At 68.4% G+C, this 13,640-nt stretch carries 14 protein-coding genes and 1 pseudogene; 7 read left to right on the top strand and 8 right to left on the bottom strand.

All coding sequences use genetic code 11. The annotated features are described in order from the left end of the window. Positions 1–158: 158 nt before the first annotated feature. Positions 159–1,244, bottom strand: coding sequence for a class I SAM-dependent methyltransferase (locus H0U68_RS13675; protein ID WP_296356465.1), 1,086 nt, complete (start codon positions 1,242–1,244; stop codon positions 159–161). A gap of 54 nt (positions 1,245–1,298) precedes the next feature. Next, the gene (locus H0U68_RS13680) at positions 1,299–2,450 is read right to left on the bottom strand and encodes a nucleotidyltransferase family protein (protein WP_296356467.1); all 1,152 of its coding nucleotides are present in this window, start codon (positions 2,448–2,450) and stop codon (positions 1,299–1,301) included. A gap of 142 nt (positions 2,451–2,592) precedes the next feature. On the opposite strand from H0U68_RS13680, the gene mnmG reads away from it, so the two are divergent. The 6 genes from mnmG to H0U68_RS13710 are packed head-to-tail and all read left to right on the top strand — an operon-like array spanning position 2,593 to position 8,182. Next, positions 2,593–4,536, top strand: a complete 1,944-nt coding sequence (mnmG, locus tag H0U68_RS13685) for a tRNA uridine-5-carboxymethylaminomethyl(34) synthesis enzyme MnmG (protein ID WP_296356469.1) — start codon at positions 2,593–2,595, stop codon at positions 4,534–4,536. Then, complete coding sequence (gene rsmG, locus H0U68_RS13690; RefSeq protein ID WP_296356471.1) at positions 4,533–5,207, top strand: 16S rRNA (guanine(527)-N(7))-methyltransferase RsmG; 675 nt, start codon at positions 4,533–4,535, stop codon at positions 5,205–5,207. The genes mnmG and rsmG overlap by 4 nt, the downstream gene beginning before the upstream one ends. A 40-nt stretch (positions 5,208–5,247) precedes the next feature. After that, positions 5,248–5,862: a LysE family translocator gene (locus H0U68_RS13695; RefSeq protein WP_296356473.1), complete on the top strand. Its 615-nt coding sequence runs from the start codon at positions 5,248–5,250 to the stop codon at positions 5,860–5,862. 57 nt (positions 5,863–5,919) lie between these two features. Beyond that, the gene (locus H0U68_RS13700) at positions 5,920–6,693 is read left to right on the top strand and encodes an AAA family ATPase (RefSeq protein WP_296356475.1); all 774 of its coding nucleotides are present in this window, start codon (positions 5,920–5,922) and stop codon (positions 6,691–6,693) included. A gap of 28 nt (positions 6,694–6,721) precedes the next feature. Beyond that, positions 6,722–7,261, top strand: a complete 540-nt coding sequence (locus H0U68_RS13705; RefSeq protein WP_296356477.1) for an alpha/beta hydrolase — start codon at positions 6,722–6,724, stop codon at positions 7,259–7,261. Then, entirely contained in the window at positions 7,262–8,182 is a 921-nt protein-coding gene (locus tag H0U68_RS13710; RefSeq protein WP_296356479.1) for a ParB/RepB/Spo0J family partition protein, read from the top strand. Between the two features lie 100 nt (positions 8,183–8,282). Here the strand turns inward: H0U68_RS13710 and H0U68_RS13715 are convergent, their stop codons facing one another. From H0U68_RS13715 to H0U68_RS13725, 3 genes are all read right to left on the bottom strand, one after another. Then, positions 8,283–9,707 (bottom strand): FAD-linked oxidase C-terminal domain-containing protein, encoded by a 1,425-nt coding sequence (locus H0U68_RS13715; protein WP_296356481.1) that lies wholly within the window; start codon positions 9,705–9,707, stop codon positions 8,283–8,285. A gap of 76 nt (positions 9,708–9,783) precedes the next feature. Beyond that, positions 9,784–10,113: an EF-hand domain-containing protein gene (locus H0U68_RS13720; protein ID WP_296356483.1), complete on the bottom strand. Its 330-nt coding sequence runs from the start codon at positions 10,111–10,113 to the stop codon at positions 9,784–9,786. 13 nt (positions 10,114–10,126) lie between these two features. Continuing rightward, positions 10,127–10,759, bottom strand: coding sequence for an EF-hand domain-containing protein (locus tag H0U68_RS13725; protein ID WP_296356484.1), 633 nt, complete (start codon positions 10,757–10,759; stop codon positions 10,127–10,129). Between the two features lie 87 nt (positions 10,760–10,846). Between H0U68_RS13725 and H0U68_RS13730 the strand changes: the two genes are divergently transcribed. Continuing rightward, entirely contained in the window at positions 10,847–11,431 is a 585-nt protein-coding gene (locus H0U68_RS13730; protein WP_296356486.1) for a cob(I)yrinic acid a,c-diamide adenosyltransferase, read from the top strand. A 1-nt stretch (position 11,432) separates the two neighbouring features. On the opposite strand, the gene H0U68_RS13735 is transcribed toward H0U68_RS13730, so the two are convergent. The 3 genes and pseudogenes from H0U68_RS13735 to H0U68_RS13745 form a co-directional block, all read right to left on the bottom strand. Continuing rightward, positions 11,433–11,870: a hotdog fold thioesterase gene (locus H0U68_RS13735; RefSeq protein WP_296356488.1), complete on the bottom strand. Its 438-nt coding sequence runs from the start codon at positions 11,868–11,870 to the stop codon at positions 11,433–11,435. A gap of 14 nt (positions 11,871–11,884) precedes the next feature. Further along, the gene (locus tag H0U68_RS13740) at positions 11,885–13,219 is read right to left on the bottom strand and encodes a solute carrier family 23 protein (RefSeq protein WP_296356490.1); all 1,335 of its coding nucleotides are present in this window, start codon (positions 13,217–13,219) and stop codon (positions 11,885–11,887) included. A 56-nt stretch (positions 13,220–13,275) separates the two neighbouring features. Further along, positions 13,276–13,640, bottom strand: a pseudogene (locus tag H0U68_RS13745) (alpha/beta hydrolase); the annotation flags it as partial.

A 13,640-nucleotide genomic window follows, 5' to 3' on the forward strand; every position in this document is an offset into this window, starting at 1 on the left:
GCCGTCCACCCGCAGCCAGGCGTGGCCCAGCGCCAGCGGGCCGTCGCACACCACCTCGTCGCCGTCCGGCGCGCGCCCGTGCATGCGCGCGAGCATCGCCGCCACCCAGCGCGGGTCGCACGGCGCACCGTCGCGCCGCAGCACGCCGGCAATGCAGCTCATCCCCGCCTGCCGTACTTGCGCGCCACGGCCTGCACGCGCACCAGCGCCTGGGCGGCATCGGTGCCGTCGGCTGCCAGTGCGTCGGCGATTTCGCGGTTGCTCAGGCCCTGCTGCAGCCCCTGCAGGATGCGCAGGCTCTGCTCGCCTTCCTGGCCCAGGCCCGGCCGGCTGGAAGGCGCCAGCCGGCGCAGGTCGGCCAGGGTCTCCGAGCTGGAGAGAAAGGTGGAATGCCGGCGGCTCCCGGCGCGCGCGCGTGCCGACCAGGTCCAGTCGCCCCAGGCAGGGCGCTCCAGCGCGATGTGCAGGTCCTCGCCCTGCTCCAGCGGCAGCGGAGGGTCCAGCGGCATCAGCACGGGTCGCCAGTGCACGTCGGTGGCAGGATCGGTGCTGAGCCAGTCGTCCAGCAGCCGGATGCGGATCCATGCCAGCAGCCCGTGGCACAAACCCGGCTGTACGATGCGGCAGGCGGCAGCGCCCTTGCAGTCGGCATGGCTGGCGCTGGCGAGATCGACGTCGGCCAGCACCACGCCCTCGGCCAGCTGTTGGGTACCGGTCAATTCGTTGCGCGGCAGCCACAGGAGTTCGTTGGCGGCAAAGCGCCGGGCGCTGCCGTAGTCGAGGTCCATCACCGGCTCGGACCAGCGCGCCACGTGCTCGGCATGCAGCTCGGGCGCATGCAGTGGCGCCAGATGCAGCTCGGCGCGGTCGGGCAGCAGCCGGCCGCCGGGCTTGAGCCAGTGGTCGCGTGCATGGAACAGCGAGGGCAGCAGGTCTTCGCTGAACAGCAGGTTGCCGGTGAAGACCGACACGATCAGGTCCACCGGCTGCGGCAGCCGCACGTCCTCGATGCGGTCCTGCAGGAGGGTGATGCGGCCGGCCAGCCCGTTGGCGCGGGCGACTTCGGCGGCTGCATGGAGCACCGGCTCGGGCTCGACCAGGTAGACGTGCCGCGCGCCCGCGGCGGCGGCCAGCAGGCCGTGCAGGCCCATGCCGGCGCCCAGGTCCAGCACCACGGAATCGGGCGTGACCAGCTCGCGGATGGCGCGCGCATACAGCGCGTTGCGCTTCGCATCGAACAGCATGGAGCTGTGTTGGGCCACCCGGGAGTAGGACATTGGAGTCGTTGCGAACGCCTGTCAGCGCCCTGGGCGCTGCGCCAAGGCTTTGACCAGTCCCCTGGTAGCGCGGCGCAGATACAGCCAAGCCAGAGGGCCACGCCCTGAGTGACTGCTTGCTCGCATGTACTCGGCGGGTGGAAAGAACAGCTCGCGCAGGAAACGCAGCTTGCGCTGCCGCGTGCCCAGCGCCTGGAAGTCCATCCATTGCTGCTGCAGCGGCGGGGCGCTCAGGTAACGCTGCGGTGCCTCGACCCCCCTGGGGGCGAACACCGGCGCAGTGTCGGCGCGCAGCGGCGTGTGCAATTGCACGCGCGTCTGGCCGAGCCCGTCCAGGCAGACCGCGCCCAGCCCTTTGTCGCGTGCCGTCTGGCCGGCCAGGTGCCATTCATCCGTGGTGAAGCTGCGCACCAGCAGGTCGATGTCCTTCAGCCAGACCAGGCGGTTGGGTTCGTGGTGGGCGGTGCCGTCCACATGGTAGGGATGGCGCAGGTGGACGCTGCGGTGAAAGCACGCGTGCAGCAGCGCCGAGACGCGGTCGATGGCGAGCGCGTCGGGGCTCAGGCGCGGCAGGGGCTCGGCAGCCGCGCGCAGCTCGTCATAGTTGAAGAGGCCGGCCAGCACTTGCGAATTGCTGATGCGCCAGTGCAGATCCAGCGCATGGGTCTGGCCGGAGATGCTTCGGGTGTAGGTGGCCTGGTAGCTCACATGCTCGCCGCTGACCCCGGTTGCGCGCTGGAACCCGGCGGAGCGCAGCACCTGGTCGCAGCGCGCGCGGTCCTGTTCGGCGATCAGAAGGTCGGTGTCGGCGCGCGTGCGCTGGATCGGGCTGCGGTAGAGCGAATAGGCCAGGGCGGTGCCCTTCAGCAGCACCGGCGCGATGCCGGCCTGGCGCAGGGTGGCAAGGAGGTCGCCCAGCAGTTGCTGGTGGCGCAGCTCCCACATGCCCTGCGCCAGCCCGCGCGCGCGCAGCGCCGTGCGGATGGCGTCCGGCCAGGACCGCGGGTTGCCGTTTTCGTGCAGCAGCACCGCCACGCCGTGCAGGTCGATGCGCGCCATGACGGCTGCAGTGGTGGCGGCCTCGGACTCCCACGGCCACTCGGGCGCTTCGCCGCGCAAGGCAGTGCCGAGAAAGCGGTCGATGAGGGGAGCTGCGGGCAGCGGCGAGGACACCGGGCGATTGTCCGTCAGTTGTAGAGCTGCCATCGCCGCAAAGGCCGGCCGGCTGCCGAAGATCGGCTGGCGCCGTTAAAATCGGCCTTTTCGCACATCGCGCTTCCGGACGCCAGCGCACGTCCCTGCCGCGCGCACCCCCATGCTGTATCCAGAGGAATTCGACGTCATCGTCGTCGGTGGTGGCCATGCCGGCACCGAGGCGGCACTCGCAGCGGCCCGCATGGGCTGCCGCACGCTGCTGCTCACCCACAACATCGAAACGCTGGGGCAGATGAGTTGCAACCCGTCGATCGGCGGCATCGGCAAGGGCCACCTGGTCAAGGAGGTCGATGCGCTCGGCGGCGCCATGGCGCTGGCCACGGACGAAGCCGGCATCCAGTTCCGCATCCTCAACGGCAGCAAGGGGCCGGCCGTGCGCGCCACCCGTGCCCAGGCCGACCGGGTGCTCTACAAGGCGGCGATCCGCGCCCGGCTGGAGAACCAGCCGAACCTTACCTTGTTCCAGCAGGCGGTGGACGACCTGATGGTGGAGGGCGAGCGCGTGGTCGGCGCCGTGACCCAGGTCGGCATCCGGTTCCGGGGCAGGGCGGTGATGCTGACGGCCGGCACGTTCCTGGACGGCAAGATCCACGTGGGCATGCGCAACTACGCGGCCGGGCGCGCGGGCGATCCGCCGGCCGCCACCTTGTCGGCGCGGCTGAAGGAATTGCAGCTGCCGCAGGGGCGGCTGAAGACCGGCACGCCGCCGCGCATCGACGGGCGCAGCATCGACTTCTCGCGCTGCGAGGAGCAGCCCGGCGACCTGGATCCGGTGCCGGTGTTCAGCTTCATGGGCCGCGCCGCCATGCATCCGCGCCAGGTGCCGTGCTGGATCACCCACACCAATGCGCGCACCCACGACATCATCCGCTCCGGCTTGGACCGCAGCCCGATGTTCACCGGCCAGATCGAAGGCGTCGGCCCGCGCTATTGCCCCAGCGTGGAAGACAAGATCAACCGCTTTGCGGACAAGGACAGCCACCAGGTGTTCCTGGAGCCGGAAGGCCTGGACACGCACGAGATCTACCCGAACGGGATTTCCACCAGCCTGCCGTTCGACATCCAGTACGCACTGGTGCGCAGCCTGCCCGGGCTGGAGAACGCGCACATCGTGCGGCCGGGCTACGCTATCGAGTACGACTACTTCGATCCGCGCGCTCTGAAGACGAGCTTCGAAACACGGTCGATCCAGGGCCTGTTCTTCGCGGGGCAGATCAACGGGACCACCGGCTATGAGGAGGCTGCCGCCCAGGGGCTGTTCGCCGGCATCAACGCCGCGCTGCTGTGCCAGGGCAAGGATGCCTGGCTGCCGCGCCGCGATGAGGCGTACCTCGGCGTGCTTGTGGACGATCTCATTTCCAAGGGCGTAACCGAGCCGTACCGCATGTTCACCAGCCGGGCGGAGTTCCGGCTGCAGCTGCGGGAAGACAACGCGGACATGCGGCTCACCGAGGCTGGCCGCCAACTGGGGCTGGTGGACGACGCCCGCTGGGAAGCATTCAGCCGCAAGCGTGATGCTGTTTCACGTGAAACACAGCGGCTCAAGGCGACGTGGATCAACCCGCGCGTCGTGTCGGATGCGGAGGCCGAGCGCGTGCTGGGCAAGGCGCTGGAGCATGAATACAGCCTGGGCGATCTGCTCCGGCGACCGAGCGTGTCGTACCAAAACCTGATGAGTTTGGAAGGTGGCCGTTATGCGGCGGCTGAACTGGATAAGGAATCTTTGGGGGATCTGTACCCAGCGGTGGTCGAGCAAATCGAAGTCGCAGCCAAATACTCGGGCTACATCGAGCGCCAAAAGGGCGAGGTGGAACGCGCTGCCCATTACGAAAACCTGCGGCTGCCGCCCGATCTGGACTACACGCAGGTCGGGGCGCTCAGCATTGAAGTTCGCCAGAACCTGAACAAGCACCGGCCTGAAACGTTGGGCTTGGCATCGCGGATTTCGGGTGTGACGCCGGCGGCCATCTCGCTGCTGCTCGTGCACCTCAAGAAAAGCCGGGTCAGCGGCTTCGCCGAAGCGGGGCAGCGGAAAGCAGCATGAGCTTGGAAGCTGGGCCTGCCGCGCTGGAGCCGCTGCTGCGCAATGGCATTGAACAGCTGGGCCTTGCGCTGAGCGGCATACAAATCGCCCAGCTCCTCGATTACCTGGATCTTATCCAGCACTGGAACAAGGTTTATAACCTCACCGCCGTTCGCGATCCGCGCGAGATGGTCACGCAGCATCTGCTGGACAGTCTCAGCATCGTCCTGCCGCTTCAACGCCAGGCGCCGACGGAGCAGGGCGCTCGTCTGCTGGACGTTGGTTCCGGTGCCGGGCTGCCCGGCGTCGTGCTGGCGGTCTGCTGCCCGGAGCTGAAGGTCGAATGCGTGGACGCCGTCGCCAAGAAAGTGGCCTTCATCCAGAATGCCGCCGCCCAGTTGCGCCTGCCCAACCTACAGGGCCGGCACGCGCGGGTGGAAACGTTGACTGCTCCGTACGACGTGGTGTGCTCCCGCGCCTTCGCTTCGCTCGCCGACTTCGTGGTGCTCACGAGCAGTGCCCTGGCGGAAGGCGGCATCTGGCTCGCCATGAAAGGCAAGCGCCCGGATGCGGAGATTGCCACCTTGCCGGCAACCGTGGATGTGTTTCACGTGGAACAGCTTCAAGTTCCAAGCCTGGATGCCGAGCGCTGCATCGTCTGGATGCGCAAAACGGCTGCTGAGCGCCAGTGAGCTGACGGTACACTCGCCGTTCACATCCCCCGAGGTTCCCATGTTCGGCATCGCAGATTACGGCGCCTTTGTCGCCGCCATCCTGATTTTTCTCGCCATTCCCGGTCCTGGAAACCTGGCGTTGATCACCTCCACCAGCAAGGGTGGCATCCGCGGCGGCTTGGCCGCGACCCTGGGCCTCATTGCCGGAGACCAAGTGCTGATGTGGGCGGCTGTCGCTGGTGTCGCGGCGCTGCTGCTGAACTACCCGGCCGCGTTCCACGCCGTCCAGTGGCTCGGCGCTGCCTACCTCGCATGGCTGGGCTTCAAGATGCTGCGCGCCAAGCCCAGCGATGCGCCTGTGCTGAACATCGAGCCCCACCACTATTTCCGCCAAGCCGGACTGATCACGCTGCTGAACCCCAAGGCCATCGTGTTCTACATGGCCTTCTTCCCGTTGTTCGTCGATTCGACCAGGCACCAAGGCATGGCGACGTTCGGCGCCATGGCGCTGACCATTGCCACGCTGACCTTCGCCTATGGCTTGGTGGCCGTGCTGTTGACCCATTTCCTGGCGGCCAAGTTGCGCGCAAACCCCGCCATCACCTCCACGCTGAACAAGATCGCCGGCACCTTCCTGATCGGCTTCGGCCTCAAGCTGGCGATCAGCAAGTGAGCCTGACCCGCCGACGCGCCGTGCTGTTCACCGGCCACGCCTGATGGGCCAAGCTTGATGGCCCGCATCTTCTGCATCGCCAACCAGAAGGGCGGCGTGGGCAAGACCACGACGACCGTGAACCTGGCCGCCGGCCTGGCCAAGGTCGGCCAGCGCGTGCTCATGATCGACCTGGATCCGCAGGGCAATGCCACCATGGGTTCGGGTGTGGACAAGCGCAAGCTGGAATACACGATCTACGACGTGCTGCTGGAATCCGCCGGCATCGCCGAGGCGCGGGTGCGCAGCGAGAAATGCGGCTACGACGTGCTGGGTGCGAACCGCGAACTGGCGGGCGCGGAAGTCGAGCTGGTGGATGTCGAGCGGCGCGAGAAGCGGCTGAAGCAGGCCATTGCCGCCGTCGACGCCGAGTACGATTTCGTGCTGGTGGATTGCCCGCCGTCGCTGTCGCTGCTGACCTTGAACGGCCTGTGCGCCGCCCACGGCGTGATCGTGCCGATGCAGTGCGAGTACTTCGCGCTGGAAGGGCTGTCGGACCTGGTCAACACCATCAAGCAGGTGCACGCCAACCTGAACAAGGACCTGCAGATCATCGGCCTGCTGCGGGTGATGTTCGATCCGCGCATCACCCTGCAGCAGCAGGTCAGCGAGCAGCTCAAGGCGCACTTCGGCGAGAAGGTGTTCAACACCGTCATCCCGCGCAACGTGCGGCTGGCCGAGGCGCCCAGCTACGGCCTGCCCGGCGTGGTGTTCGACCCCGCCGCGCGCGGCAGCCAGGCCTTCGTCGAATTCGCCAAGGAAATGGTGGATCGCATTTCCGACATGCGCTGAGCGCGTGTGCGCTACAGAAAAGATAGCAATGAAGTCTTCCAACGTCTTGATCCTGCCCGGCTGGCAAAGCAGCGGGCCCTTGCACTGGCAAAGTTTGTGGGAGCAGCGGCACGGCTACGTGCGCGTCGAGCAGCAGGAGTGGATGACGCCTCCGCGCGCCGACTGGATCGCCAAGCTGGAAGAGGTGCTGCTCACCCGCGACGAGCCGGCCGTGCTGGTGGCTCACAGCCTGGGCTGCATGCTCACCGCCGCCTGGGCCGCGCACACGCGCAACCCACACCGGGTGAAGGCGGCGCTGCTGGTCGCGCCCGGCGACCCCGAGCAGCCGCACCTGCGCGAGCCGCTGGCCACCTGGTCGCCGGTGGAATTGAGCGCGCTGCCGTTCCGCACGGTGGTGGTGGGCAGCCGCAACGACCCATTCTGCGAGTTCGAGCGCGCGCGCCTGTTCGCCCATGCCTGGGGCGCGCAGTTCATGGACTACGGCATGGCCGGCCACATCAACGCCGACTCCGGGCTGGCCAGCTGGCCCGAGGGCCACGTGCTGCTGCAAGACTTGATGAAGGACTGAATGGCCACCAAGAAACCCAAGGGCCTGGGCCGCGGCCTGGAGGCCCTGCTCGGCCCCAAGGTGGAGGAGGGCGCCGCCGACGCGCCCGCCGCCAACCCGGGCCTGCCCGCTTCGCTGCTGCTGGACGATATGGTGCCGGGCCAGTACCAGCCGCGCACACGCATGGACGAGGGGGCGCTCTACGAGCTCGCCGAATCGATCAAGGCGCAGGGCATCATGCAGCCGATCCTGGTGCGCCGCCTCACGGGCGGCACGCACATCGGCAAGTACGAGATCATCGCCGGCGAACGCCGCTACCGCGCCGCGAAGCTGGCCGGCCTGGACAGTGTGCCGGTGCTGGTGCGCGACGTGCCGGACGAAGCCGCCGCAGCGATGGCGCTGATCGAGAACATCCAGCGCGAGGACCTGAACCCGCTGGAGGAAGCGCAAGGCCTGCAGCGTCTGATCAAGGACTTCGGCCTCACGCACGAGCAGGCGGCGCAGGCCGTCGGCCGCTCGCGCAGCGCCGCCAGCAACCTGCTGCGCCTGCTCAACCTGGCCGAACCGGTGCAGACCATGCTGATGGCCGGCGACATGGACATGGGCCACGCGCGCGCGCTGCTGGCGCTGGACCGCGCAGCGCAGATCACCGCCGCCAACCAGATCGCCGCCAGGAAGCTGTCGGTGCGCGAAGCCGAAAGCCTGGTGAAAAAGCTGGCCGCCGAGTTCAGCCTGACTGCCTCGCCCAAGGCGAAGAAGGAGAAGTCGCGCGACCTGCGCCGGGTGGAAGAAGAGCTGTCGGACCTGCTCACCGCCGAGGTCGAAGTGCGCGTCAAGAAGCGGGTGAAACGCAACGGCCGCGTGGAGGAACTGGGCGAAGTGGCGATCCAGTTCGGCTCGCTCGACGCGCTCAACGGCCTGATCGATCGCCTGCGGGGGTGACAACTCTGGCTCAGCATGCAGCAGTCGCTGCAGGGCATGGGCCTGGGCATCAACGAAACACCGGGCATCCACCCGGCGTTTTCGTTGATGCCCAGCCTTCTCACATCGAGAAGATCTTCCCCGGGTTCATGATGTTCTTCGGGTCGAGCGCGCGCTTGATGGTGCGCATCATCTCCACCGCGCCGGCGCCGGCCTCGTCGACCAGGAAGCCCATCTTGTGCAGGCCCACGCCGTGCTCGCCGGTGCAGGTGCCGCCCAGGCTCAGGGCGCGCGCCACCAGCTTGTGGTTCAGCGTCTCGGCGACGTCGCGCTCCTTCGGATCGTTGGGGTCGAGCAGGTAGCCGAAGTGGAAGTTGCCGTCGCCCACGTGGCCCACCAGGAAATAGGGCAGGCCGCTGTCGTCGGCTTCCTGCACCGACTCCAGCAGGCAATCGGCCAGGCGCGAGATCGGCACGCAGGTGTCGGTGGAGATCGCGCGGCAGCCGGGCCTGGACTGCAGCGCCGCGAACAAGGCGTTGTGCCGCGCCGTCCACAGGCGCGTGCGCTCCTCCGGCGTGGAGGCCCATTCGAAATCCTGCCCGCCGTGCTCCTTGGCCAGTTCCTGCACGGTTTCGGCCTGCTCCTTCACCGAGTTGGGCGAGCCGTGGAATTCCATCAGCAGCATGGGTTCTTCGCGCAGCGACAGCTTGCTGTGCTTGTTGACCATGCGCACCGTGTTGACGTCGATCAGCTCCACCCGCGCGATCGGCACGCCCAGCTGGATCATCTCGATGGTGGTCAGCACGGCGGCCTCGATGCTCGGGAACGAGCTGGTTGCCGCCGAGATCGCCTCGGGGAACGGGTAGAGGCGCACCGTGATTTCGGTGATGACGCCCAGCGTGCCTTCGCTGCCGACGAACAGGCGCGTGAGGTCGTAGCCGGCCGACGATTTCTTGGCGCGCGTGCCGGTGCGGATGACCTCGCCGCTGGCCGTCACCACTTCGAGCGCCAGCACGTTCTCGCGCATGGTGCCGTAGCGCACCGCGTTCGTTCCCGACGCGCGCGTGGCCGACATGCCGCCGATGCTGGCGTCGGCGCCCGGATCGATCGGGAAGAACAGCCCTGTGCTCTTGACCGCGTCATTGAGCTGCTTGCGCGTGACGCCCGCCTGCACGGTGACGGTGAGGTCCTCGGCGTTCACCGCAAGCACCTTGTTCATGCGGCTCACGTCGACGCTGATGCCGCCCTGCACCGCCAGCAGGTGCCCTTCGAGCGAGGAGCCGACGCCGAACGGGATGATTGGCACGCTGTGCGCGCTGGCGAGCGCCACCGCGTCGGCCACGTCCGCCGTGCTTTCGGCGAACACCACGGCCGCCGGCGGCGGCACGTCGAACGAAGACTCGTCGCGCCCGTGCTGCTCGCGCACGGCCATGGCGGTGGAACAGCGGTCCGCGAAGCGCGCCTTCAGGGCGTCGATCAGCGCGGGTGGAACCGCGCGCTGCAACACTTCGGGCACCAGGTGGGTGAAGGCGGTGGGTGCGTTCATCTTGTCTCCAGGGGATTCACCCAGTGTAAGTCCGCACCGGAAAACACTCCCCGAAAACCCGCACCGCAAGAACGGCCTACTGCCGCGCGCCGCCCTGGTATTCGTCCGGCGTGAGCACGCCGTCCTTGTTGGTGTCCATGTCTTCGAAGCTGCGCGGCAGGAGCACCAGCCGCTGGGCTTCAGCGCGCGACAGCTGGCCGTTGCCGTCGGCATCGGCGGCGCTGAAGGCCTGCTGCAGCTGCTGGGGCGTCCAGCGGTTCGCTGGCGCGGGCGCCACCGAGGTGCCGCCCGTCGCTGTGGGCACGGCAACCAGCGGAACGGCAGGCGTGCTCTGCTGCTGAGCGTGGACAGGGGCGCCCGTGAGCAGCAGCGCAGCTGCGGCCACGCAGAGCAGATCGGGCGCCATGCGGCGCAGTGGGTCAGCGCAATGCATCTTCATACTCCCAGCGCGTCACCACGCCATTGCCGTTGCGGTCCATCTCCTCGAAGCTGAAGGGATGGATGAGTAGCCGCTGTGCCTCCGAGCGCGTGAGTTCGCCGTTGTGGTCAACGTCGGCGCCCAGGAACGAGCGCGCCACGTCGACGGTGGCATACGGCCCATGGGCCGGGAACACCGGATTGCTGTAGCCGCCATTGCCAGGGCCACCGGAGCCGCCGAGCACGTTCGTGGCCGGTGCGAAGCCGCCACCGCCGTTGACGAGGCCGCCGCCGGCCGTCGCGTTGGTCGGCAGCGGCCTTCCGGCGCCGGAAGAGCCCGAAGGCACCGCCGACAGGCCCGCTGGCGGCTGGCTCGTCAAGCCGCCCGGACTGATGAGAGGTGAGGACAGGCCGCCCGGGCTGGGCAGCGCGTTGGCCGTTGCCGCCGCGGCATTGCCGGCCGCCGGCGTGGCGGCGCCGATGGAACGCCCACCAGCGGTTTGCGCCAGTGCGGCCGAGCCGCCAACGGCAAGCAGCAATGCGCAGGCCGAACCGATGAGGCGGCCGGAACGAAGACGGGGAAGCAGCATGATGGACTCCTTGCTCTCTGCATCCTGGCCGTCGCACGCCGGCATGCCCACCCGCCAAGCACGGCAATCGCTGTAGGAGCCCGATGACGGACAATGCGGCGCAGCAAACGCAACAGCTTTGGGAGCAATCAGATGGGCAAGCGCCTCACGCAAATCGCCACCCGCACCGGCGACGACGGCACCACCGGCCTGGGCGACAACACCCGCGTGGGCAAGGACAGCCTGCGCGTGCACGCCATGGGCGAGGTGGACGAGCTGAATTCGCACATCGGTCTGCTGTTGTGCGAAGAGATGCCGCCTGATGTGAGCGTGCTGCTGGTGGAGATCCAGCACCAGCTGTTCAACCTGGGCGGCGAGCTCTCGATCCCCGGCTTTGAATTGCTGAAGGCCGATGCCGTCGCCGCGCTGGACGATGCGCTGGAGCGCTACAACGCGCAGCTGCCGCGCCTGCAGGAATTCATCCTGCCGGCGGGCAACCGCGCTGCTTCGCAATCGCATGTGTGCCGCACCGTGGCGCGCCGTGCCGAACGCGCACTGGTGGGCCTGGGAAAGGCGGAGACGCTGCGCGATGAACCGCGCCAGTACCTCAATCGCTTGTCGGACCTGATGTTCGTGCTGGCGCGCGTGCTGAACCGCGTGAACGGCGGCGACGACGTGTATTGGAAGAGCGAGCGGCTCGCGCGCGACGCCGGCAGCGCCGCCGCCGACGCAACCTAGGTTAGGCCGCGCCGCCGCCCTTCGGCGCCAGGACCGCCATCGTGATCCGCGACACGCAGGTCGGCCGTCCCTGGTCATCCGTCATGTCGATCTGCCACACCTGCGTGGTCCGGCCGATGTGCACCGGCCGCGTGATGCCGGTGACCCATCCCGCCGTCGTGCCGCGCAGATGGTTGGCGTTGATGTCGAGCCCTACCGCCCGGTGGTCCGGCGGGCACGCATAGGCCGCGCCGCAGGAGCCCAGGGTTTCGGCCAGCAGCACGCTCACGCCGCCGTGCAGCAGGCCATAAGGCTGGCGCGTGCGCTTGTCCACGGCGACGCGGGCGCGGATGAAGTCGTCGCCGACTTCCACGAACTCGAGGCCGAGCCAGGCCGCGGCCGTGTCGCGGTTGCCTTCGGTGAGGATCTCCACCGAGATCGGACGGGTCCAGATGCGCATGGCTCGCCTTCCCCTCAGCGCGCCACCGGCGCGTCGCCGGCCGCGACCGTCCGGTCCGCTGTGGTGCCGCCGCGGTTCAGGAGCGCATACAGGATGATCGCGCCGAATGTCGCGGTGCCGATGCCGCCCAGCGCGAAGCCGCCGAACTTCAGCGTGAAGTCGCCGGTGCCCAGCACCAGCGTGATGGCGGCGACGATCAGGTTCTTGTTCTGCGAAAAGTCCACCCGGTTGTCGACCCAGATCTTGGCGCCCGCAACGGCGATGAGGCCGAACACCACGATGCTCACGCCGCCCATCACCGGCAGCGGGATCGCCTGGATTACCGCGCCGAACTTCGGCGAGAAGCCCAGCACGATGGCGAACACGCCGGCCACCACGAACGCCGCCGTCGAATAGATCTTGGTGGCGGCCATCACGCCGATGTTCTCGGCGTACGTGGTCACGCCGGTGCCACCGGCCGCGCCGCTGATCGCGGTGGCCACACCGTCGCCGATGAAGGCGCGGCCGATGTATTGGTCCAGGTTGCGGCCGGTCATCGCCGTCACCGCCTTGATGTGGCCCAGGTTCTCGGCCACCAGGATGATCGCCACCGGCACGATCAGCAGCATGGCCGGGCCGCTGAACACCGGCGCGGTGAAGGCCGGCGCGCCGAACCAGGCGGCGTTCGCGATGCCCGACGCATCGATCGGCTTGCCCAGGCCCATGCCGTTGGTGAGCAAGGCGTAGATGATGCTGGCGATGATCAGGCCGACCAGGATCAGCAGGCGCTGCACCATGCCGCGCGCCAGCACCGCCACCAGGCCGACGCACACGAAGGTGACGGCCTGCATCCAGCTGTCGAAGTTGCCGGCGGCCATGTTCTTGATCGGGATGCCGGCCAGGTTCAGGCCGATCACGGCCACCACCGCGCCGGTGACCACCGGCGGCATCAGGCGCTCCACCCAGCCGGTGCCCACCGCCTGCACGATGGCGCCGATGGCCGCGTACACCACGCCGCAGGCGATGATGCCGCCCAGCGCCACCGCGAGGTTCGCATTCGGCCCCTTGCCGGCGTACGCGGTGGCGGCGATCACCACGCCGATGAAGGCGAAGCTCGATCCCAGGTAGCTGGGCACCTTGCCGCCGGTGATGAGGAAGAAGATGAGCGTGCCGATGCCGCTCATGAGGATGGCGATGTTGGGATCGAACCCCATCAGGATCGGCGCCAGCACCGTGGCGCCGAACATGGCGATGACGTGCTGCACGCCCATGGCCGCGGTCTGCGGCCACGGCAGCCGCTCGTCGGGCGCGATCACGCCGCCTTGCCGCAAGACTTCCGCGGACTTCTCCGTCCAATCGAACATTCCCATCGCTCGCTCCTTGTGAATCGCAGCGATGCTAGGCGCAACGGCAGGCCGGTGCAAGTTCAGGCGGCGAAGCGCGCCACCTCGTCGAGCACCTGCGCATCCTTCAGGATCTTGCGGTGGCCCAGTCCCTGGGTGGCGACCAGGCGCGCGCCGGCGATGGCCTCGGCATAGGCCTGTGCGTCGGCGAAGCGGTTGATGCGGTCCTCACGGTCGTGCACCAGCAGCGTCGGCATGCGCACGCCCGAGCCAACGGCTGCCGGCTCGAACTGCGCCATCAGCACGCCCTCGCGCGCTTCCACGCGCTGCTGCATGGCGGCGCGGGTGGCTTCGCGCAGGCCGAACATCTGCGCGAAGTAGCGCGTGTAGGCGTGCGGCGAGGCCGGCGGCGCCAGCAGCGCCAGCCGCTCGGCGGGGAGGCCGCGCG

Source organism: Ramlibacter sp., assembly GCF_013697775.1.
In the GTDB taxonomy this organism is placed as follows: Bacteria; Pseudomonadota; Gammaproteobacteria; order Burkholderiales; family Burkholderiaceae_C; genus Ramlibacter.

Excerpts from the sequence above, each read along its gene's own strand:
- H0U68_RS13675 (WP_296356465.1), bottom strand. The coding sequence starts at position 1,244 with ATGCTGTTCGATGCGAAGCGCAACGCGCTGTATGCGCGCGCCATCCGC.
- mnmG (WP_296356469.1), top strand. The coding sequence starts at position 2,593 with ATGCTGTATCCAGAGGAATTCGACGTCATCGTCGTCGGTGGTGGCCAT.
- rsmG (WP_296356471.1), top strand. The coding sequence starts at position 4,533 with ATGAGCTTGGAAGCTGGGCCTGCCGCGCTGGAGCCGCTGCTGCGCAAT.
- H0U68_RS13695 (WP_296356473.1), top strand. The coding sequence starts at position 5,248 with ATGTTCGGCATCGCAGATTACGGCGCCTTTGTCGCCGCCATCCTGATT.
- H0U68_RS13700 (WP_296356475.1), top strand. The coding sequence starts at position 5,920 with ATGGCCCGCATCTTCTGCATCGCCAACCAGAAGGGCGGCGTGGGCAAG.
- H0U68_RS13705 (WP_296356477.1), top strand. The coding sequence starts at position 6,722 with ATGAAGTCTTCCAACGTCTTGATCCTGCCCGGCTGGCAAAGCAGCGGG.
- H0U68_RS13710 (WP_296356479.1), top strand. The coding sequence starts at position 7,262 with ATGGCCACCAAGAAACCCAAGGGCCTGGGCCGCGGCCTGGAGGCCCTG.
- H0U68_RS13715 (WP_296356481.1), bottom strand. The coding sequence starts at position 9,707 with ATGAACGCACCCACCGCCTTCACCCACCTGGTGCCCGAAGTGTTGCAG.
- H0U68_RS13720 (WP_296356483.1), bottom strand. The coding sequence starts at position 10,113 with ATGGCGCCCGATCTGCTCTGCGTGGCCGCAGCTGCGCTGCTGCTCACG.
- H0U68_RS13725 (WP_296356484.1), bottom strand. The coding sequence starts at position 10,759 with ATGCCGGCGTGCGACGGCCAGGATGCAGAGAGCAAGGAGTCCATCATG.
- H0U68_RS13730 (WP_296356486.1), top strand. The coding sequence starts at position 10,847 with ATGGGCAAGCGCCTCACGCAAATCGCCACCCGCACCGGCGACGACGGC.
- H0U68_RS13735 (WP_296356488.1), bottom strand. The coding sequence starts at position 11,870 with ATGCGCATCTGGACCCGTCCGATCTCGGTGGAGATCCTCACCGAAGGC.
- H0U68_RS13740 (WP_296356490.1), bottom strand. The coding sequence starts at position 13,219 with ATGGGAATGTTCGATTGGACGGAGAAGTCCGCGGAAGTCTTGCGGCAA.